Annotated in this window: 18 protein-coding genes; 13 read left to right on the top strand and 5 right to left on the bottom strand. The window is 60.8% G+C overall.

Going from position 1 to position 20112, the window contains the following annotated elements; translation table 11 throughout:
* Nucleotides 1–6: 6 nt before the first annotated feature.
* Nucleotides 7–1953, top strand: coding sequence for a type IV pili methyl-accepting chemotaxis transducer N-terminal domain-containing protein (locus AWB64_RS08890; RefSeq protein WP_060818307.1), 1947 nt, complete (start codon nt 7–9; stop codon nt 1951–1953).
* A complete protein-coding gene (locus AWB64_RS08885) occupies nt 1950–2609 on the top strand; it encodes a response regulator (RefSeq protein WP_060818306.1) in 660 nt (219 codons plus the stop codon). Before AWB64_RS08890 ends, AWB64_RS08885 begins: the two co-directional genes overlap by 4 nt.
* Here the strand turns inward: AWB64_RS08885 and glgA are convergent.
* Together glgA and glgC are read right to left on the bottom strand one after the other, a co-directional pair.
* Complete coding sequence (glgA, locus tag AWB64_RS08880) at nt 2606–4081, bottom strand: glycogen synthase GlgA (protein WP_060818305.1); 1476 nt, start codon at nt 4079–4081, stop codon at nt 2606–2608. The two genes, AWB64_RS08885 and glgA, sit on opposite strands and share 4 nt — an antisense overlap.
* Nucleotides 4082–4168: 87 nt before the next feature.
* On the bottom strand, nt 4169–5467 hold the full coding sequence (gene glgC / locus AWB64_RS08875; protein ID WP_060818304.1) for a glucose-1-phosphate adenylyltransferase: 1299 nt from the start codon (nt 5465–5467) through the stop codon (nt 4169–4171).
* 490 nt (nt 5468–5957) lie between these two features.
* On the opposite strand from glgC, the gene pdxY reads away from it, so the two are divergent.
* The 4 genes from pdxY to AWB64_RS08855 all read left to right on the top strand — a co-directional run bounded on the left by pdxY (nt 5958) and on the right by AWB64_RS08855 (nt 11067).
* The gene (pdxY, locus tag AWB64_RS08870; RefSeq protein ID WP_060818303.1) at nt 5958–6821 is read left to right on the top strand and encodes a pyridoxal kinase PdxY; all 864 of its coding nucleotides are present in this window, start codon (nt 5958–5960) and stop codon (nt 6819–6821) included.
* 122 nt (nt 6822–6943) lie between these two features.
* On the top strand, nt 6944–7744 hold the full coding sequence (locus tag AWB64_RS08865) for an SDR family oxidoreductase (RefSeq protein ID WP_060818302.1): 801 nt from the start codon (nt 6944–6946) through the stop codon (nt 7742–7744).
* Nucleotides 7737–9614, top strand: a complete 1878-nt coding sequence (locus tag AWB64_RS08860) for a glycoside hydrolase family 15 protein (RefSeq protein ID WP_279616252.1) — start codon at nt 7737–7739, stop codon at nt 9612–9614. The genes AWB64_RS08865 and AWB64_RS08860 overlap by 8 nt, the downstream gene beginning before the upstream one ends.
* A gap of 16 nt (nt 9615–9630) precedes the next feature.
* Entirely contained in the window at nt 9631–11067 is a 1437-nt protein-coding gene (locus AWB64_RS08855) for a dihydrolipoyl dehydrogenase (protein ID WP_060818432.1), read from the top strand.
* Between the two features lie 107 nt (nt 11068–11174).
* On the opposite strand, the gene AWB64_RS08850 is transcribed toward AWB64_RS08855, so the two are convergent.
* The 3 genes from AWB64_RS08850 to AWB64_RS08840 all read right to left on the bottom strand — a co-directional run bounded on the left by AWB64_RS08850 (nt 11175) and on the right by AWB64_RS08840 (nt 14259).
* Nucleotides 11175–11522, bottom strand: a complete 348-nt coding sequence (locus tag AWB64_RS08850; RefSeq protein ID WP_060818301.1) for a hypothetical protein — start codon at nt 11520–11522, stop codon at nt 11175–11177.
* A gap of 267 nt (nt 11523–11789) precedes the next feature.
* Nucleotides 11790–12680, bottom strand: a complete 891-nt coding sequence (gene mmsB, locus AWB64_RS08845; RefSeq protein ID WP_060818300.1) for a 3-hydroxyisobutyrate dehydrogenase — start codon at nt 12678–12680, stop codon at nt 11790–11792.
* A 37-nt stretch (nt 12681–12717) separates the two neighbouring features.
* Complete coding sequence (locus AWB64_RS08840) at nt 12718–14259, bottom strand: CoA-acylating methylmalonate-semialdehyde dehydrogenase (protein WP_060818299.1); 1542 nt, start codon at nt 14257–14259, stop codon at nt 12718–12720.
* Nucleotides 14260–14459: 200 nt separating this feature from the next.
* Here AWB64_RS08840 and AWB64_RS08835 point away from each other — a divergent pair, with 200 nt between their 5' ends.
* The 7 genes from AWB64_RS08835 to infA all read left to right on the top strand — a co-directional run bounded on the left by AWB64_RS08835 (nt 14460) and on the right by infA (nt 20047).
* A complete protein-coding gene (locus AWB64_RS08835; RefSeq protein WP_060818298.1) occupies nt 14460–15431 on the top strand; it encodes a LysR family transcriptional regulator in 972 nt (323 codons plus the stop codon).
* A 217-nt stretch (nt 15432–15648) separates the two neighbouring features.
* Nucleotides 15649–16749, top strand: a complete 1101-nt coding sequence (locus AWB64_RS08830; protein ID WP_060818297.1) for a M23 family metallopeptidase — start codon at nt 15649–15651, stop codon at nt 16747–16749.
* A 79-nt stretch (nt 16750–16828) separates the two neighbouring features.
* Nucleotides 16829–17113 carry a hypothetical protein gene (locus AWB64_RS08825; RefSeq protein ID WP_244163993.1) on the top strand — a complete coding sequence of 95 codons (285 nt, stop codon included), beginning with the start codon at nt 16829–16831 and terminating at the stop codon, nt 17111–17113.
* Between the two features lie 93 nt (nt 17114–17206).
* On the top strand, nt 17207–17635 hold the full coding sequence (locus tag AWB64_RS08820; protein WP_060818295.1) for a bactofilin family protein: 429 nt from the start codon (nt 17207–17209) through the stop codon (nt 17633–17635).
* A gap of 191 nt (nt 17636–17826) precedes the next feature.
* Nucleotides 17827–18804 (top strand): magnesium/cobalt transporter CorA, encoded by a 978-nt coding sequence (gene corA / locus AWB64_RS08815; RefSeq protein WP_060818294.1) that lies wholly within the window; start codon nt 17827–17829, stop codon nt 18802–18804.
* 579 nt (nt 18805–19383) lie between these two features.
* A complete protein-coding gene (locus AWB64_RS08810; RefSeq protein ID WP_208603258.1) occupies nt 19384–19677 on the top strand; it encodes a hypothetical protein in 294 nt (97 codons plus the stop codon).
* A 100-nt stretch (nt 19678–19777) separates the two neighbouring features.
* On the top strand, nt 19778–20047 hold the full coding sequence (infA, locus tag AWB64_RS08805) for a translation initiation factor IF-1 (RefSeq protein ID WP_050382773.1): 270 nt from the start codon (nt 19778–19780) through the stop codon (nt 20045–20047).
* Nucleotides 20048–20112: the final 65 nt, after the last annotated feature.

Raw genomic sequence — 20112 nt, 5'->3', positions numbered from 1 at the left:
AGTTCCATGTCCGACCTTTCGCTTCATTCCGCGCTTCACTCCCCTTTACCCGCTACGCCGCTGCGCTACCGGCTATCCACCCGCATTGTGATGCTGTCCGGCGTTGCGCTTGCGCTGTTTTTATCGATGATCGTGGGAACGCTCTGGCTTTCGTGGCAACTCGAAGGAGCGGGCGCCGCAATCAACGACGCCGGCAGCCTGCGCATGCGCGCCGGCAACGTCGCCATTCAGCTTGCCGAAGCGCGCGCCGGCCGCCCCGCGAACGTGGCTTCACAAAGCGCCCTTCTCGACTCCACATTGGCCCGATTGAAACACGGCGACCCCGTGCGTCCCCTTTTTCTGCCGGAAACGCCGGCCATCCGCGCGCAATTCGACGTGGTCTCGGCAACTTGGCACGACGCGCTGAAACCCGCGATCACACAGGACGCTTCCGAGCCTTCTTCGTACCTCGCCCGTTTGCCGGCGTTCGTCACGCAAGCCGATGCACTCGTGCGTCTGGTCGAACACGAGAACGCACGCAAGACCGCGTGGCTCAGGCGCTCGCAGCTTGCGCTCGCAGCGCTTGCGTGCCTTGGAACCGTCGCCATTGTGTATTTGCTTTATGCGTGGTTCGTGTTGCCCGTGCGGCGACTCGAGCGCGGATTGTCGCGTATCGAACAACGCGAATTCACCGCTCGTCTGCAGGTCGAGTCACGTGATGAATTCGGCCATCTCGCACAGGGCTTTAACCGCATGGCGGGCGAACTTCAAAGCCTGTACCGCGATCTGGCGGGGCGCGTCGCTCACAAGACAGCGCAGCTTTCCGCGCGCAACGGCGAACTGCTGGCGCTGTATGAGATGACCGCATTCCTGCATGGCGCGCATGACGTGGAGGTGTTATGCCGCGGTTTTATCGAACGCGTGATGCGTCAATTCAATGCCGATGCGGGGACGGTGCGCACCCTCGCGCAGGACGACGATAATCTCCACATGGTCGTCTCCGTGGGACTGCCTGAGCACATGCTGAATGACGAACGCTGCATGCCCGCACGCGATTGCGTGTGCGGTGCAGTGGCCACGAGCGGCGTTGCCGTGATCAAGGACCTGCGCGCCGGCCGTGCCTCGCCCGGTAAGAACGCGGCCGATTGCGGCAACGCCGGGTTTTCGGCCGTGACCGCCTTTGGAATCGTTTCGCATCAGATTGCACTTGGATCTTTCTCGCTGCACTTCCGGGAGGCCCGTGTCATGTTGCCATCGGAAACGCGCTTGCTCGAAACCCTCGGGCGGCATCTTGGCAACGCGCTGCAGAATCATCGGCTGGCCGCTGCGGCGCGTCAGCTCGCGGTCGCGCAAGAGCGGCATCTGGTGGCGCAAGGTTTGCATGACAGCATTGCGCAGAGCCTTAATTTCCTGAAGATGCAGTTGTATCTGCTCGACGGCGCGGCCGAGCGCGACGACATGAAGGAGATCCGCGAGATCGTGCCGCTGTTGCGTGGCGGTCTGGAGGAAAGTTACGAGGATGTGCGCGAACTGCTTGTCAATTTCCGCACGAAGTTCGGAAGCGGAAGTCTTCGCGACGCCATAGAGGAAACCGCCGCGCGCTTCGAGCGGCAAACGGACACGCCGCTTGCGCTCGACTTTGAAGAGGCGGGCGGAATGCCATTGCCATCCGATCAGCAGTTGCAGGTGCTGTTTATCCTGCAAGAAGCGTTATCGAATATCCGCAAGCATGCATCGGCTTCACACGTACGCGTCACGATCCGGAACGCACAGGATTTTCATCTTGCCGTGCAGGACGACGGAGACGGTTACGATCCCGCCGACATCGCGAGCCGCGGCGAAGCGCACGTTGGCTTTCACATCATGCGCGAACGCGCGGCGCGTCTTGGCGCGCAATTGCGGCTCGAAAGCGAGCCCGGCAACGGCGCGCGCGTGCATCTGTTGCTGCCCGCGGGCAAAAGGCAGGCAGCATGACCATCCGCATTCTTTTAATCGATGACCACACGCTGTTTCGCTCGGGCGTGCACGCCTTGCTGCAGCGCCAGCCCGATTTCGAGGTTGTGGGCGACGCCGCTGATGGTATTGAAGGGATCAAGCGCGCGAAGCAGCATCGGCCGGATGTCGTGTTGCTCGATCTGAACATGCCTGGGCTGTCAGGCATCGAGACGCTGCAGTTGCTGCAGCAGGACTTGCCCGATACGGCCGTTATCATGCTCACCGTGTCGGAAGACGTGGACGAACTGACGTGCGCGCTGCGCGAAGGCGCGTGCGGATATCTGCTCAAGAACATGGACGCCGATGCGCTCGCCACAATGATCCGTCGTGCGGCCGACGGCGAGTCCGTGATCGCCGAGAGTATGACGCAGCGGTTGATCGCACAAATGAGGACGCCGGCGAAAGCCGACGAAAATCCTGCGCCCGATGTCCGCAGTTCATCCGTTCTGACGCCGCGCGAACGCGATATCGTGCGAATCGTGGCCCGAGGAGCGAGCAATAAAGACATCGCACGCGAACTCGATCTGGCGGAGAGCACCGTCAAAATTCACGTACGCAACGTGCTGCGCAAGCTCAATCTCACGAGCCGGGTACAGATCGCAATCCACGCGCTCGCACGCGAGCCGAACGACTAGGCGGACTGCAGGCCGGTCAACTCCTGATACACGTTCGCATAGCGCAATGCCGACGCTTCCCAGCCGAAGTCCTGCTCCATTGCGCGATGAACAACCGCTTTCCATTCCAGCCGCCGCGCTTTCAACGCGAACGCCCGGCGAATGGCGGCAACAATCGCCGCCCGGTCGAACTTCTCGAACACGAAGCCGGTCGCGAGTTCATCGGCGAGATTTTCAAGCGACGCGTCCACAACCGTATCGGCCAGGCCGCCCACGCAATGAACGAGCGGCAACGATCCATACGCGAGCGCGTAAAGCTGCGTGAGCCCGCAAGGTTCGAAGCGCGACGGCACCATCACGACGTCGCTGCCCGCGATGATCGAATGAGACAACGTTTCGTCGAAACCGAGTTCCACGGCGACCGCCCGGGGATTCGCCGCGGCGGCGTTCTTGAGGCCGTTTTCGAGCGCCGGATCGCCGGTGCCGAGCACGACCAGTTGTCCGCCGCGCTGGACAATATCGGGAATGGCCGAGAGCAGCAGATCAATGCCCTTCTGCTCTGTCAAACGGCTCACCACGCCGAATACCAGCGCGCCCGGTTCGCGCGCAAGACCCATGCGTTCCTGCAGCGCGGCCTTGCATTTGTCCTTGCCCGCGAATTTGCCGATGGAATATTGCGCATTGATGGCCGTATCGGTGGCGGGATTCCACACCGTCTTGTCGACGCCATTGAGAATGCCGCTGATGTCGTGCGTGCGCGTGCGCAAGAGGCCATCAAGACCCGCGCCCTGCGCATGCGTCTGGATCTCGCGGGCGTAGGTCGGGCTGACTGTCGTGATGCGATCGGAGTAGAAAAGCCCCGCCTTCAGAAACGAAATATGGCCGTAGAACTCAGCGCCATTGATCGAGAAAAAATCCGCCGGCAACTGCAGCACGCCAAATCCCGCCGCCGGGAAAACACCCTGATACGCCAGGTTATGAACCGTTATGACGCACGGTATGCGCGGCACGCCCGTCTGGCGCTCCCAGGCTCGCAGATAGGCCGGTGCAAGGCCCGCATGCCAGTCGTGCGCGTGCAGTACGTGCGGCTTCCATGCTGGATCGGCGCCATTCGCAACGCGCGCCGCCGCCCAGCCGAGCAGTGCAAAGCGCCGGTCGCTGTCCGCGTATTGAGTGTGTGAAGCGTCCAGATAAGGATTGCCCGGCCGGTCGTAAAAGGCATCGGCCCGAATGATATAAACCACGACCGAATGCGCCGCCAGCACGCCGCGCTCGAGCCTGACATTCCCCAGGCCGAACGCCGGTCCGAGATCCGCCACATGCTCGATCTGCGTCAGCCCGGCCACAACAGACGGAAACGCCGGCAGGATCACACGGGCGTCCGTGCCCAGTTGCATCTGGGCCGGCGGCAACGCGCCTACGACATCTGCGAGGCCGCCGGTTTTCAAAAGCGGATACATTTCCGCTGCAACGTGCAGCACGCATACGGTCATCGGTTCCCCATTGGCTGGTTGCGCTGGTTTGGACTCACCGCGTTTTTTGCACGCGGCGGGCGCGCATTGAGCACGCAGTCTTGTGGATTATGACTGCTTTGCTTGTCCGAGACGTGTCAACGCCTCTTGCGTCACCAGCACCACTCCGCTTTCCGTCCTGTAGAACCGCTCCGCGTCATATTGCGGATCTTCGCCGATCACCAGTCCTTCCGGCAGCGTGCAACCCCGGTCGATCACCACCTTCTTGAGCCGGCAACTCGGACCGACCGTGACCTGCGGCAACAGTACTGCCTCGTTGATATGACAGAACGAATTCACCCGCACCGCCGATGAAAACACCGACCGCGACACCTGCGAACCCGCGATCACGCAGCCGCCGCACACCAGCAAATTATTGATTGCGCCCTGCTGCCCGTGCAGGTCGCGCACGAACTTGCCTGGCGGCAACTGTTCCTGGTTGGTCCAGATCGGCCAGCGGCGGTCGTAGAGATCGAGCGCTGGAATTGTCGATGCCAGATCCAGGTTCGCCGCCCAGTACGCATCGACGGTACCGACATCGCGCCAGTACGGCGGTGCATTGGGATCCGTTTCGGATGTCACGCACGACATGCCGAACGGATGCGCGATCGCCCGGCCGCTCGTCACCACGCGCGGAAGAATATCCTTGCCGAAGTCGTGATCCGTCTCGGATGTCTGGATGTTTTCCTCAAGCAACTGGTACAGATATTTCGCGCTGAACACGTAGATGCCCATGCTTGCGAGCGCAATGTCGGGCTTGCCGGGCATCGGCGGCGGATCTTCCGGCTTTTCCAGGAAGGCGGTGACGCGGCGCTGCGCATCGACGTGCATCACCCCAAACGCGGTGGCCTCCATGCGCGGCACCTCGATGCAGCCCACCGTGCAATCCGCGCCGCTCTCCACATGGTCGAGCACCATGCGCGTGTAGTCCTGCTTGTAGATGTGATCGCCCGCCAGCACGACGATATATTCCGGGCCGATGGAACGGATGATGTCGAGGTTCTGAAACACGGCGTCCGCCGTGCCGCGATACCAGCTTGCATCTATGCGCTGCTGCGCCGGCCAGATATCGATGAACTCGTTGAATTCGCCGCGCAGGAATCCCCAGCCGCGCTGCAGATGGCGCAAGAGCGAATGCGCCTTGTATTGCGTGACGACGGCGATGCGCCGGATCCCTGAATTCAGGCAGTTCGACAACGCAAAGTCGATGATCCTGTATTTGCCGCCAAAGTGCACGGCCGGTTTGACGCGTTTGTTCGTGAGTGCGCCGAGGCGCGTACCGCGGCCGCCCGCAAGGACAATGGCCAGCGTGTTCTTCTGCAGATCCGTGTGACTTTGCGACAACGTCTCTCTGTTCAGCGTCTCCATCTTGACCTCCTCTTTTACGGCCTGTCACGGCCTGTTTCTGATCTGATCCGGCTACCGGCCCCGCGTATGGATGGCGAACGCATCGGGCGGTTTCAAGCGACGAGTTCGATTTTCTCCAGAGGATTTAAATAAACCTGAAACATGGCATGTGAGAACGATTCTGCTGCAAAGGTGAACAGTTCGCACCTGCTTTTCAGCGTTGGGTAGAAGAAGATCTATTTGACGGCGGATAAAGCCGGCAAGACGCTACAAACCGTTCGATAATCCAAATGAATTTTCCGGAGGACGCAATCATTGTGCCAATCGATGTAAAAAACCATCGCACCGCACGCGCGGTCGCCTGGCACGTGTCTCGGAAATGCAAAAACTTCTTTGTCCCTGCGTCGTAAGCCGTGGGCCACGGCACAATAATGTCTGGCGTGGCGCCGGGTTCTAATCTCAACGTGCCGCGCCCGACTTGCCATTGCGGCCCCTGACGAAAAAAACCATCATGAACAACGTCCTCAGTATTCAGTCGCACGTCGTCTTCGGCCACGCCGGAAACAGCGCAGCGGTCTTTCCCATGCGCCGCATGGGCGTCAACGTCTGGCCGCTCAATACCGTGCAGTTTTCCAATCACACGCAATATGGGCGCTGGACCGGCAGCGCCGTCGACGCCAGCGAACTCATACGCGTGATCGAAGGCGTCGGCGCTATCGGCGTGCTGTCGCGATGCAACGCCGTGCTGTCCGGTTATCTGGGCGCGCCCGAGCAGGCCGCGGCGGTGGTCGAGATCGTCAGGATGGTCAAGGCCGTGAATCCGAAAGCGCTCTATTTCTGCGATCCGGTCATGGGCGCGGCGAGCGGTTGTATCGTGGAGCCGGGGATTCAGGAATACCTCGTCACCACCATGCCGGAAATCTCGGACGCCATGACGCCGAATCACATCGAGTTGCAGAAGCTCACCGGGCGCACGATAGAAACGGTGGAAGAAGCAATCGAAGCGTGCCGCGAGGTCATTGCGCGCGGTCCAAAGATCGTCCTGGTCAAGCATTTGATCGACAGGAACAGTCGCGCCGATGCGTTCAACATGCTCGCTGTAACGGAAAACCAGGCATGGTTTGCACAGCGCCCGCTCTATCCATTCGCGCGCCAGCCGGTCGGCGTGGGCGATCTCACCAGCGCGGTGTTCCTCGCGCGCACGCTGCTGGGCGACTCGGTTCGCGAAGCGCTGGAGCATACGCTTGCCGCGGTGAATGCCGTCGTGAAAACAACCTACGAAGCCGGCCGCTACGAACTGGAAATCGTCGCGGCGCAAGACGAAATCGCGCACCCGACAGAATCGTTCCCGGCGCTGGCCATGCACGTGGAGTGAAGCTCCGCGCGGTTTGACGGGCGGGACCGGCGCTTGCTTGGTGCCATGACGTCGCCGGCTTCGGCCGGCCCCACAGACGTGCATCGCGGACCAACCCGCTTAGCATCGAATCAGGGAACGCCATGAATCAAGCACTCCACGGTCAGGTCGCGCTCGTTACGGGCGGCAGCTCCGGTATCGGCTACGGCGTAGCGCTCGCGCTCGCCGAAGCTGGCGCGAGCGTCGCCATCAACTATCATTCCCACGGCGAGGAGGCCGAAGACCTTGCCGGCAAGATAGAACAGGTTGGCGGTCAAGCCATCGCGATCAAGGCCGACGTCTCCGACGAAGCCGACATCGACGCAATGTTCGACTCGCTCATCCAGCACTTTGGCACGGTGGATATCGTCGTCGCCAACTCCGGTTTGCAGAAGGACGCGAAGTTCACCGACATGACGCTCGCGGACTGGAACGCCGTCATGAACGTCAACCTGACCGGCCAGTTCATGACCGCGCAGCGCGCCGTGCGCGAATTCCTGCGCCGCGGTCCGCGGCCGGTGTCGAAGGCATTGGGCAAGATCATCTGCATGAGTTCAGTGCACGAGATCATTCCCTGGGCCGGACACGTGAACTACGCGGCGTCGAAGGGCGGCATCCAGATGATGATGAAATCGCTCGCGCAGGAAGTCGCGCCGCACAGGATCCGCGTGAATTCCATCGCGCCGGGCGCGATCAAGACGCCGATCAACAAGGCGGCCTGGGACAATCCCGAGGCGCTCGAAAAGTTGCTGAAACTCGTGCCCTACGGCCGCATTGGCGAAGCCGAGGACATCGGCCACGCGGCTGTCTGGCTCGCCTCCGACGATAGCGACTACGTGACTGGCACCACGCTTTTCGTGGACGGCGGCATGACCTTGTATCCGGGGTTCGCCGACAATGGCTGATCAGCGCGCGCAGGATCCTCACGACGACACCCCCGCGAAAACCGGCCCGGCAACGCCGCACGGCATTCCGATTGATGCGCACGGCCTGATCGGCAACATGCGCACGACCGCGCTGGTGTCGACCGAGGGCGCGATCGACTTCATGTGTTTTCCGCGTATCGATTCGCCGACGGTCTTTGGCGCGCTCCTCGACGCCAAACGCGGCGGCGCATTCAGCATTGCGCCAACCTTCGACATTGCGCGCACCAAGCAGATGTATTTGCCCGAGACCAACGTGCTGCTGACGCGGTTCATGTCGGGAGATGCGGTGTGCGAGATCGTCGACTTCATGCCTGTATCGAAAGAGGATGAGGACGAGAAAAGCGGGTCGAACTGCGTTGTTCGCGTGGTCCGCGCCAAATACGGCGACATGTCGGTGCGCCTTGAATGCGCGCCGCGCTTCGACTATGCGCGCGGCAGCCACGAAACCACGCAACTCGACGAGAAGACGGTCCGTTTCGCACCCTCGGGCCAGGACGAAGCACTGACACTCGACTCCACGATACCGCTTAGCCTCGACAACAACGACGCTGTCGCGCACTTCGACCTGAAAGAAGGCGAGACCGCCTGCTTCATTTTCGGCGCGGAATCGGAACCCGCCCGCAGCGACATTCCATGCAAGGGCGCGCTTGCAGATACCATCGATTTCTGGCGCGCGTGGTCGGCGAAGTCGACTTATCGCGGGCGTTATCGTGAAGTCGTGATGCGCTCCGCGTTGCTGCTCAAGTTGCTCAGTTCGCGCGAGACGGGCGCAATCGCCGCCGCGCCCACGTTCGGCATGCCGGAGACTCCGGACGGCGGCCGTCGCTGGGATTACAGGTACACGTGGATTCGTGACGCCGCGTTTTCCGTCTATGCGCTGCTGCGCTTGGGCTATATCGGCGAGGCGCGCGACTTCAAGAACTGGATTGCCGAGCGCAACAAGCAATGCGATTCGGACGGCTCCTTCAACGTCATGTACGCCGTGGATGGCAACGAGCCGCCCGACGAAGAGCCGCTCGATACGCTCTACGGCAGCGGTACGGAGCCGCCGTTGATCGGCAACGGCGCGCGCGACCAAACTCAGCTCGACGTGTATGGCGCGCTGCTCGACGCCGTTTATCTCTACAACAAATATGGCGAGGCCATTTCCTACGATGGCTGGCAGCACGTCACGCGCACCGTCGATTTCGTCTCGAAGAACTGGGACAGGGCGGACCAGGGCATCTGGGAATTCCGCAATGGCAGCCGTCCGCTGCTGCATTCCAGACTGATGTGCTGGGTCGCGCTAGACCGCGCGATCCGTCTTGCGCAGAAGCGCTCGTTGCCAGCGCCCTTCCCGGAATGGAATGCGGTGCGCGACGCCATTCACGCGGACATCTACACGCGTTTCTGGAACGACGAGATCAAGAGTTTCGTGCAGACGCCCGATTCCAGAACACTCGATGCATCCACGCTGATGATGCCCCTCGTGCGGTTTATCGGCCCAAAGGATCCGCGCTGGCTTTCCACGCTCGATGCCATCGGCGAGGGACTGGGTGTCGATCCGCTGATCTTTCGCTACACACGCGGCGATTCGCTCGACGGGCTTCCTGGCGAAGAAGGCGGTTTCAGCGCGTGCTCGTTCTGGTACGCGGAAGCGCTCGCGCGGGCCGGGCGCGTGGACGAAGGCCGCCTCGTGTTCGAGAAAATGCTGGCCTACGCGAACCATGTGGGGCTTTATTCGGAAGAAGTGGCCATCAGCGGAGAAGCGCTTGGCAACTTCCCGCAGGCGCTCACGCATCTGGCTTTGATCAGCGCTGCGTTCCAGCTCGATCGCAGCCTTGACGGCGTGCATCCGCAATGGTCGTAAAACTCAAAGGGTAGTGATGAAGCAGATCAAGGTGGACGTCGCCGTCATTGGCGCGGGAACGGCGGGCATGGCGGCGTATCGCGCGGCGCGCAGCGCGGGCAAGGAAACTGTGCTCATCGAAGGCGCCGAGTTCGGCACGACATGCGCGCGCGTGGGCTGCATGCCGTCGAAGCTGCTGCTGGCAGCGGCGAACGGGTTGCACGACGCAAAGGCACAAGCCGCTCGCGGCATTGAAGGCACGCATGATCTCGAGGCCAACAACGAGCACGTGCTCGCTTATGTACGCAGCGAACGCGATCATTTCGTCAAAGGCGTGCTGGAGGAAATCGCTTCGTTCGCCCCGGAGACCGTGATTCGCGGGTACGCACGTTTCGAGTCGCGCAACGTGCTGATCGTGGATGATTCATTGCGCATCGAAGCTGCGAGCGTGGTGATTGCGACCGGCTCGGCATCCGTCATCCCCGATGATTTCGAGGTCTTCGGCGACCGGCTGATCACAAGCGACGACGTCTTCGATCTGAAGACCTTGCCCAAGCGTTGCGCGGTGTTCGGCGCTGGCCCTATTGCGCTTGAAATGGGTCAGGCGTTCGCGCGGCTTGGCGTGGATGTATTCATGTTCAGCCAGAAAAACCAGGTTGGCGCGCTCACCGATACCCCCGTGCGCGAAGCGCTGGTTGCAGCGTTGCAGGACGACTTCTATCTCGACCCCGACGCGACCATCCACGAAAAATCGATGCAGGACGGCGAGCCTGTCATACGCTTCAAATCGCTCGATGGCAGCGACCGCACCGAGCGTTTCGATCTCGTGCTTGTCGCCACCGGCAGGAAGCCCACGCTCAGCGGTTTGCGGCTTGAAAACACAGGCATCGAGCTTGATAACAAGGGCGTTCCTGTCTTCAACGAGCAATCGATGCAATGTGGCGACAGCAGTATTTTTATTGCGGGCGATTGTGACGGTACGCGTCCTTTTCTCTCCGATGCCGCCGACGAAGGCAAGCTCGCGGGCGACAACGCCGCCAACTTCCCCAATGTGCAGGCAATCAAGCGCAAAGTACCGTTCTCGCTCGTGTTCTGCGAACCGCAAGTGGCGATTGTCGGCGCGTCTTATGACGACCTCGAAAAACAGATGACGGTGACTGGCAGCGTTTCATTTGAAACGCAGGGGCGCAGCCGGGTGCTGAGGCAAAACCGCGGCTTGCTTCACGTCTATGCGCACGCGAAAACCGGCAAGCTGCTCGGCGCGCAAGGTTGCGGGCCCGCAGTCGAACATCTCGGTCATTTGCTGGCGTGGGCGCTGCAACTGGAACTCAGCGTGGAAGACATGCTGAAGTTGCCGTACTACCACCCGGTCATTGAAGAAGGTTTGCGCACAGCGCTGAAAGAAGCGAACAAGAAGTGCTTTGAAGAACGCGCGGAGCAGGCGCCGGAACTGGCAAGCGCAGTAGGCTGTTAAGTCTTTAAAGGTTATGGCATGACAAGAGAAAGCCCGCTTGAACTTGACGTTCAAACGGGCTTTTCATTGCTGCGAGAACTGGAGGCGCTTAACGCCCGGTAAAGCATTTACATTCCGTATTGCAACGCAAGATCGAAGCCAAGCACGACCATCGAACAGAAAATGCCGAGCAGCAGATTCGCTGCGCGATGCGCCACGTCATGATGTTTCGTGAGCATGGCGGCGGCCATGAAAGCAATTTCCACCACGACCTGCATCAGGAAAACGGCTAGCATGAGCGCGAACTCATAACTCATTGCGCTAAAGTCCGTGAAGTTGAATCCACGAACTGCAACCCATGAACCGACACGCCATAACTCATACACCAGCAATACCAACGGGAACAGATAACTGAACACGTACGTCGGCACCGTGGCGTGCCGCAATTCCATATGAAAATGACGAGTTGTTTGCATCTGGCTCTCCTTGATCCCGGCTTGCCGACAGCATGACTGCTGGCCTGGGTTAAACCTATCAGTATTCCAAAGCGGCTTCGCTGACTTCGTCATTTGCTTACTAATTAGGACGAGGACACGAACGTCGTGCTTTGAGAATAGGCCAAAATCAGAAGAAGCGAATCATCGTATTCCCCATGTCCTTGGTGTATATGGCTCAAACATGCGCCATGCTGCAATGCAGCTTAATAAAGCACCTATAGACGTATTTTCATTGGTACGTTTTATTCAGGCATCCTCGTTACTGTACAGCTTGATGATCGCTGAAAAGTCGAGGCCGCCAAGACCTTGCATGCTCATGGATTGATAGAGTTGCTGAGCAAGCGCACCCAGCAGGATCGGCTGTTTTACCTGACGCGCTGCATCAACCGCCAGCCCGAGATCCTTGAGCATCAGATCCGCCCCAAAACCGCCGGTATAGCCACGCGACGACGGCGCGTTAGGCAGCACGTTGGGATAGGGATTACACGTATCCGCGCTCCAGCAGCGTCCGGTCGACGTGTTGATGATTCCAGCAAGCTTGTTCGGATCAATGCCAAGTGACGTTCCCAGCTTCATGGCTTCCGCTACGCCGATCATCGAAATGCCGAGCAGCAGGTTATTGCAGATTTTCGCTATCTGGCCCGTGCCCGTTTCGCCGCACTGCACCATGTTCTTGCCCATGCTCGCGAGCACCGGTCTGAGCGTCTCGAACAAAACGGTCTCGGCGCCGACCATGAACGTCAGCGTGCCCGCCTGGGCGCCGCCCGTGCCGCCTGATACGGGCGCATCGGCGAACGGGTTGCCTTGTTTCGCCGCGCTTTCTCCGATCAGGCGCGCGGTAGCCGGGTCGATCGTGCTGCTGTCCACCAGCGGCACGCCGGGCCGCACGCCCGCAAGCACGCCGTCGTCGTTCAGATAGACCGCCCTGACGTGCGCGGCGGCGGGCAGCATGGTAATCACCACCTCGCTCTCGCGGGCCGCTTCACGGGGCGATACAGCGGTCCGCGCGCCTGCGTCGACCGCCGCCTGCAGCGCCGGCTTCGATACATCGAACACCGTCAGCGAGTGTCCCGCCTTCAGCAAGTTGGCGGCCATGGGACCGCCCATGTTGCCCAGCCCGATAAAGCCGATTTCCATGACGTATCTCCTGTTTATAGTTTTGTGCGGAAAAGGCCTAGCGTAGCGAAATAGTCGTGTTCACGCCGTCGTTGACCGTGGCGTCGTCAAACCAGCGCGACGTGACCGTTTTCGTTTGCGTGTAGAACTGCACGACCTGCTTGCCGTAAGGACCGAGATCGCCGAGCTTGGATCCGCGCGAGCCCGTGAAGCTGAAATACGGCACGGGAACCGGAATCGGAATGTTGATGCCCACCTGGCCCACGTCGATCTCACTCTGGAACTTGCGCGCCGCCGCGCCGCTTTGCGTGAAGAGACCCACGCCGTTGCCCATCGGATTGCGGTTGACCAGCGCGATGGCGTCATCGAGCGTAGCCGTTTCCAGCACGCAGATCACCGGGCCGAAGATCTCCTGTCTGTAGATGGTCATGTCGGTCGTGACATCGGAGAAAATCGTCGGGCCGATGAAGTTGCCTTGCTCATAACCCTTCACTTCCACGCCGCGGCCATCGAGGGACAACGTCGCGCCTTCGCCCACGCCTGTTTCTATAAGACCGAGAATGCGCTCCTTCGCAGCGCGCGAAACGACCGGTCCAACATCCGTGTTCGCTTCAGTGCCGCCATTCACCGAGAGGCCGCGCGCACGCTCCACCAGTTCCGGCAACCAGTCCTTCGACGCCCCGACGAACACCACCACCGACGTCGCCATGCAGCGCTGCCCGGCCGCGCCAAAGCCTGCGCCGGCGAGCGCGTTCAGCGTCTGCTCCTTGTTTGCATCGGGCAACACGACGGCGTGATTCTTCGCGCCCATCATGGCCTGCACGCGCTTGCCGTGCTGGCTGCCAAGGTTGTACACGTGTGTGCCCACATGTGTCGATCCAACGAACGAGATCGCCTTGATGTCGGGATGCGTGCAGATGGCGTCGACCACGTCCTTGCCGCCGTGCACCACGTTCAGCACGCCCGCGGGCACGCCCGCTTCAAGCGCAAGCTCGACGAGTTCCATGGTCGACAAAGGATCCTGCTCCGATGGCTTCAGCACGAATGTATTGCCGCACACGATCGCCATGGGGAACATCCAGAGCGGAATCATGGCGGGGAAGTTGAACGGCGTGATGCCGGCGCATACGCCGACAGGCTGGCGCAACGTGTACGTGTCCACGCCGCCCGCGACGTTCTCCGAGAATTCTCCTTGCTGCAACGTACCGATGGAACATGCATGCTCAACAACTTCGAGCCCGCGAAAGATATCGCCCTCGGCGTCGGCAAGCGTCTTGCCTTGCTCGGCCGTCAGCGTCTGCGCAATGCGCTTCATGTTCTGGCGCACGAGGTCCTGGAATTTCAGCATCACGCGCATGCGCACGCCGAGCGAGGTCAGACGCCACGTCTTGAATGCATTGGCTGCTGACGCCACGGCGGCATCCACTTCGTCTTTCGTCGCGAACGGCACGCGCCCGACGAGTTCTTGCGTCGCCGGATTCACGATGTCGCGCCACTCCTGCGTATTCGATTCCACGAACTTGCCATCGACCAACAATTTGGCGGTGCGTACAGCGATGGATTGTTCGGCGAGCGCCGGGCGCTCAGCAGCAGTATTCATGAGGGAGTCTCCTTGGGAACGGGCATGAAAACGCGAGACGCGGACCTGAGCGGACAAATGCGTATCCGGGCAGATCGCTCAAGGTGGATGCCGTCTCCGTTTTGTTTGTCGTCGGCTCGCGCGGTGAATCCACCGAGCCGATATCGTTCAGTATAGTTATGCAAATCTCTACGAAGTATCGATAGAAATACCCATCCATCATGCAAAAAAACGCGGGCGCAGGCGTGCAAAACCTCAATAACCTGAACTGGGACGACCTGCGATATTTCCTTGAAGTCGCCCGGACCCAGCGTGCGAGCGGCGCGGCCAAGCGCCTGGGCGTGGACTACACAACTGTCGCGCGTCGCGTGCGGGCATTGGAAGACGCGCTAGGCACCCTACTCTTCGATAAATCCCGCAGCGGCGGCTTCATCCTGACCGCCGAAGGCCAGCGTCTTGTTGCCTACGTCGATGCCATGGAAACCACGGTCCAGTCCGCGACGGAACACATCGCCAATTCCGGGCACGCATTGTCCGGCCACGTGCGCGTGGGATCGACCGAGGGCTTCGGCTGCTTTTTCCTCGCGCCGCAACTCGCACGTTTCCAGGACACGCACAGGCAGATTTCCATCGACTTGCTGCCGGTGCCGCACTTCGTGAGCTTGTCCAAGCGCGAAGCCGATATAGCGGTAACGCTCGAACGCCCCGAACACGGTCAGACCGTCTACACGAAACTCTGCGACTACCGGCTGCGCCTCTACGCCACGCGCGAGTATCTCGAACAGCACGAGCCCGTGCGCTGCGTTGAAGATCTCAGGACGCATCGCTTCGCAAGCTACATCGACGACCTCGCGTTCAGCTACGAGTTGCTCTACCTCGATCGCGCAGTTCCGGGCGCCGTTTCCAACTGGCGCAGCACGAGCGTGATCGCGCAATATCACGCCGCGCTGCAGGGTCGCGCGCTCGCCATCCTGCCGTGTTTCATGGCGGCGCAAGACCCGCGTCTCGAAGCCGTGCTCGCCGATGACATCGTCGTCACCCGCGCGTTTTATCTCTCCTGCCGCGAGGATTTGCGCAAATTGAAACGCATCACGGCAGTGTGGAATTTCCTGCGCACGGTGGCCGAATTGAACCGGCCGCTCCTAATGGGCGAGGCCTGCGAGATGCTGTGGAGCGAAACAGCGCGGCCCTGAATTTCGCGTTTGTTCAGCAACCCTTATATATGAGATACGCATTCGAATAACTGGCGCATAATCGTCCGCCCATAAGGCCTCTCGCCGTAGCCCCGCTGCGGCGTTTTCACATGGACGTGACTTTCATTTATCTCAATTTCAACACTCGAATACGCGCCAGTATTTTTGTTTCGATGAACGTCGTCTTGTCTTCGCGCGTCGCGCGCCGGATGCACTGATGGCTTTCGTCATCTGGTCGCGCCGGACCGTGTCGCATCAGCGCGTGCGGTTTGTCGAGGCGCGCACGGTTCGTACAATGGTGATCGTCGCAGTCGTCGCGATGATCCTGGCCGCGCTCGCGCTCGGAATTGCAATTGGCGCAGCAATGGGCAACACGCACGGCGCCGAGGAAAAAGCGCAGGCCGAGCGCCGTTCGTACGAGATCGACGAACTCGGCAAGATCAGCGCAACGCTCACGCATCTCGAGCCGCGAGTGGGTCAGCTCGTCACGCAAGTCAACGAACTTCAGGACTTCGAAGTACAGCTGAAGGCTTCGCGCCGCGCAGCCGATCGTCCCGACATTCATATCGTGCCGCCGCTGCCAGAGAATGACGACGAACTGCCGCTCGACAGCGCGGGCGGACCGGCGCTGGCGCCACGGCTCGCGCCTGGGAACAGCGCAGCGAGCAGCCATCCGAACGTGTCGGAACCCGCGTCGGAACCCGCGCCGAAACCCGCGCCGGCGAGCACGGCCGAGGGCGGACCCGCGCTGCCCGCACGGCTCTGCGACGCCCAGCGCGCCGCGCAAACCGGCTCGGCGCCCCAACGCTTGCGCCGCACGCAAAGCGCGCTCGATTGCCTCGACGCCACGCTCGGCAAGCTCGATGACGTGGTGCTCGCACACTATGCGTCCTACATGGCGTTTCCCGGACGGCAGCCCGCGCCGGGCGCGCGTTTCGGCTCGCCGTTCGGCAATCGCATCGACCCGTTCAACCAGCATCTGAGCTTTCATCCGGGGATGGATCTGGTCGCACCGGCCGGCACACCCATTTATGCAAGCGCGGGAGGCCGCGTGATCCTGGCGGGACCGCACGGCGGTTATGGCAATGCCATCGACATCCAGCACAGCACCGGCGTGGTCACGCGCTACGGACATACGTCGAAGATATTCGTTGCTGTCGGCGACCTTGTCATGCCCGGACAGAAGATCGGCGAGATTGGTTCGACCGGACGCTCGACCGGACCGCACCTGCATTTCGAAGTGATCATCGACGGCACACAGGTCAATCCCAAGCACTATCTCGCGCTTTTCAAGCCGAATCCCCATGCCGCAAGCTGACAAACACCGGGCGACACATCGCCTGACCCGCCGCACGTATTCCTTGACCTCGCGCCGCGGTCCAAGCTGGCCCGCGATCATGCTGGGTCTTCTCGCCGCGGCCTGCGCCGCCGCCGCGCTCGCCGCTGCAGGCTTTGCGCTCGTCACGTCGCGTGACAACAGCAAAAAGGCCGACGCGCTGTGCGCGCCGCCCATTTCAGAGCGCGAGATCCGCGAACAGCTCGCGAAGGCGCGCATCGCGCTCGACCACGAGGTGGCGACGCGGCTCGTCTTGCAGCAGCAGGCATCGGAAAGTGCGGCCGAGATCCACCAGATGCGCACTGATCTCGCGTTCGTCAAACGCCAGCGGGACAAATCCAACTAACCGGCCAGGCCAGCCGGGACATCTCAGCGCTGGCCTCGCGCCTTGCTCGAGGCCAGTATCGAAATTGCAATCCAGACCAGAAAGGGATCATCCATGTTCAAGAAAAAACCTACCGGCGTGAGCCAAGCCAAGCTGGCCACGCTGATCGCCCACGATGTCCAGATAGCGGGCGATCTCGAATTCAGCGACGGGCTGCGCATGGACGGCCACGTAAAAGGCAATGTGACCGGCCGTCCAGGCGAGCAGACATTGCTGGTGGTCAGCGACCAGGGGTCGATCACCGGCAACGTCACCGCCTACGATATCGTGATCAATGGAACCATTACCGGCGATGTGACGGTGGAGCACTTCGTGGAGTTGCAATCGAATGCGCACGTGAACGGCAATATTTATTACCAGCAACTGCGCATGGACGTGGGCGCGTCGGTGGAAGGCAAACTTACGAAGCGCGACAACACGCTGGCGCCTGTCGAGATGCCCCGGCTGAGTTCCGAAATAACACCGGATTACACGAACAACTAGGCAGCAAGGACCGGTTCTGTCAGGAGGCCGGCATATGTGTGCCGCCCCCTTGCTGTGCGTCCATGCCCAGGACGCATTCGCAAATCCGCTAAGATTCACGGAAGTTCCGGCAAACGGCCGCGTTGCGCGTTGAGTATTCGCGCACGTGCGGCGCGTGCCGGTGTCGCTACCGTGTAAGAAGGGCAGACTACATGCTGGTCAATTGCGCGGCCTATCAAGACGGCCGCAAGCTCGCCGACGTCGCCATCGACGATATTTCCGCATATAGGGATGTCCCTGAGTGCTTCGTGTGGGTTGCGCTAAAAGATCCGGGCCCCGGCGAACTCGCGCACATGACGCACCAGTTCGGGCTGCACGAACTCGCGGTGGAAGATGCCCAGCACGGCCATCAGCGGCCGAAAATCGAGGAATATACGGACTCGCTTTTCTGCGTGCTCCACACGGTCGAGCTCGATGGCGAGAATGAACTCGAGGTAGGCGAGATCAACGTGTTCGTGGGCGATAACTACGTGCTGTCGGTGCGCAACCGGACCAGCCAAGGTTTCCAGGAAGTGCGCAAGCGCTGCGAGCGGGAACCTCATCTGCTCAAGCACGGGCCTGCATTCGTGATGTACGCGCTGATCGACAATGTGGTCGATCGCTATTTCCCCATTCTCGAAGCGCTCGGCGCGGAACTCGATGAACTCGAGGAGCGGATTTTTGAGCGCAATGGCTCGGCGGCCTCAAGGGTGATCATCGAAGACCTGTATTCGCTGAAACGCCGTCTCATCTTGCTTCAGCATCACACCGCGCCGCTGCTGGAAGCGGTCAGCAAACTCTACGGCGGCCGCGCGCCGGGCGTCTGCAGCGGCATGCAGGATTATTTCCGCGACGTCTACGACCATTTGCAGCGCATCGTGAAGACTATAGAGGGCCGCCGCGAAATGGTCGTCACCGCGATCCAGGTCAACCTGGGCCTGATTTCGCTGGCGGAAAGCGAAGTCACGAAGCGTCTAGGCTCGTTTGCAGCGCTTTTTGCCGTGCCGACCATGATTGCCGGCATTTACGGCATGAATTTTCACAAGATTCCGGAACTGGACTGGGCGTATGGCTACCCGGCGTGTATAGCCGTGATGCTGCTGGTGGACGTCTTCCTTTACTGGCGGTTCCGCAAGGCTGGCTGGCTATGACGGTATAATAGTTATTCGATGCCGCTGGAAGGCGGTTGAATGACGTGAAACCGGGGACGGACGAGTTGCTCGGATCTCCGAAAATCACGTCAACAGTGCAGCATCGAGAGGCGGGGCCTCCGGCGACAGCGGAACTTTTTTCTGATTTGCTGTCTAATAATACACAGTGCGCGTCGCGCAACGTGTCCGCCATGGCAGCAGCGATCCACCCGGCATTTCAGCACCGCATCAGGCTGAATGTCATCGCCCCGGCAGTGCAGGCTTAGCGTCAGACGCTGCCCGGCACTCGTCTTCAGAGCCGTTTTCAAAGTTTAAATATCAGCGACGTCGACGGTTGGCGCAGTCCAGGCGTTATATCGTGTATGACTCGGTATGACGCGCGTCACCCCGGCGTTCTTCGACACCTACAGCCCGGCGAGCGGCTGCGCCCCAAGTGCGCCGCGCGCTATTTTTTGCTCGTAACCGCCGATCGACCGCGAGCGCTGAGGCGCCCGGACTGGCCATCGGCGGGTACACGCATCGAATGCACTATTTCGATGCCCGGGCGGGCGCCAACAGGAATTCAAGAACATGAAAGAACTGGTCAAGCCGCTCAAGACGTATAAAGGCTACGAGATTCATCCGCTGATCTACCCGCGCGGAGCACGCCAGGGCGCGGCGGCGGTCCGGGCAGCGGATACCGGTTATGAAGCATCGGTGCGTATCTGCCGCGCACCGCCCGCCGGTGAGGAAGTAACGGGCGAAAGCCGCGTGTTCCGCATCGAGCAGGATGGAAGTTTTGAAAATGGCGGACAGGCTCGACGGGCCTGCTTGTTGCACGCCGAAAAACTGATTGATGGCCAGATCGACGGCCAGACTGTTGCAGATCTGTGACTATCGGCGAATGTTTGTGATTGTCAGGCAATAAAAGGCATCGCGGTTGCGTGCGTGTCTCGCATACAATCGCATCGGACGATGAATTAAGGAGCTTTATATGGCGAAAGAAGAGTTACTCGAGCTGGACGGCATTGTTGACGAAGTGCTTCCCGACAGTCGCTACCGCGTGACGCTGGACAACGGCGTGGTCGTGGGCGCGTATGCATCGGGCCGCATGCGCAAGAACCACATCCGGATTCTTGCCGGGGATCGCGTGACGCTGGAATTGTCTGTGTATGACCTGACGAAAGGCCGGATCAACTTCCGACACAAGGACGAGCGCGCAACCGGCGGCGGTGGACCGCGCCCGCAAATGCGTCGCCGCTAAACCGGACGTCTGCCGAGGCACGCAAACAATGCGGGCCCGGGACTTCGGACAGGAACGCAGCAACG

The sequence above is a fragment of the Caballeronia sordidicola genome, from assembly GCF_001544455.2.
Classification (GTDB): Bacteria; Pseudomonadota; Gammaproteobacteria; order Burkholderiales; family Burkholderiaceae; genus Caballeronia; species Caballeronia sordidicola.
This window is presented reverse-complemented; position numbering and strand designations above follow the sequence as displayed.

Coding starts and splice junctions, on each gene's coding strand:
- AWB64_RS08890 (WP_060818307.1), top strand. CDS start 7: ATGTCCGACCTTTCGCTTCATTCCGCGCTTCACTCCCCTTTACCCGCT.
- AWB64_RS08885 (WP_060818306.1), top strand. CDS start 1,950: ATGACCATCCGCATTCTTTTAATCGATGACCACACGCTGTTTCGCTCG.
- glgA (WP_060818305.1), bottom strand. CDS start 4,081: ATGACCGTATGCGTGCTGCACGTTGCAGCGGAAATGTATCCGCTTTTG.
- glgC (WP_060818304.1), bottom strand. CDS start 5,467: ATGGAGACGCTGAACAGAGAGACGTTGTCGCAAAGTCACACGGATCTG.
- pdxY (WP_060818303.1), top strand. CDS start 5,958: ATGAACAACGTCCTCAGTATTCAGTCGCACGTCGTCTTCGGCCACGCC.
- AWB64_RS08865 (WP_060818302.1), top strand. CDS start 6,944: ATGAATCAAGCACTCCACGGTCAGGTCGCGCTCGTTACGGGCGGCAGC.
- AWB64_RS08860 (WP_279616252.1), top strand. CDS start 7,737: ATGGCTGATCAGCGCGCGCAGGATCCTCACGACGACACCCCCGCGAAA.
- AWB64_RS08855 (WP_060818432.1), top strand. CDS start 9,631: ATGAAGCAGATCAAGGTGGACGTCGCCGTCATTGGCGCGGGAACGGCG.
- AWB64_RS08850 (WP_060818301.1), bottom strand. CDS start 11,522: ATGCAAACAACTCGTCATTTTCATATGGAATTGCGGCACGCCACGGTG.
- mmsB (WP_060818300.1), bottom strand. CDS start 12,680: ATGGAAATCGGCTTTATCGGGCTGGGCAACATGGGCGGTCCCATGGCC.
- AWB64_RS08840 (WP_060818299.1), bottom strand. CDS start 14,259: ATGAATACTGCTGCTGAGCGCCCGGCGCTCGCCGAACAATCCATCGCT.
- AWB64_RS08835 (WP_060818298.1), top strand. CDS start 14,460: ATGCAAAAAAACGCGGGCGCAGGCGTGCAAAACCTCAATAACCTGAAC.
- AWB64_RS08830 (WP_060818297.1), top strand. CDS start 15,649: ATGGCTTTCGTCATCTGGTCGCGCCGGACCGTGTCGCATCAGCGCGTG.
- AWB64_RS08825 (WP_244163993.1), top strand. CDS start 16,829: ATGCTGGGTCTTCTCGCCGCGGCCTGCGCCGCCGCCGCGCTCGCCGCT.
- AWB64_RS08820 (WP_060818295.1), top strand. CDS start 17,207: ATGTTCAAGAAAAAACCTACCGGCGTGAGCCAAGCCAAGCTGGCCACG.
- corA (WP_060818294.1), top strand. CDS start 17,827: ATGCTGGTCAATTGCGCGGCCTATCAAGACGGCCGCAAGCTCGCCGAC.
- infA (WP_050382773.1), top strand. CDS start 19,778: ATGGCGAAAGAAGAGTTACTCGAGCTGGACGGCATTGTTGACGAAGTG.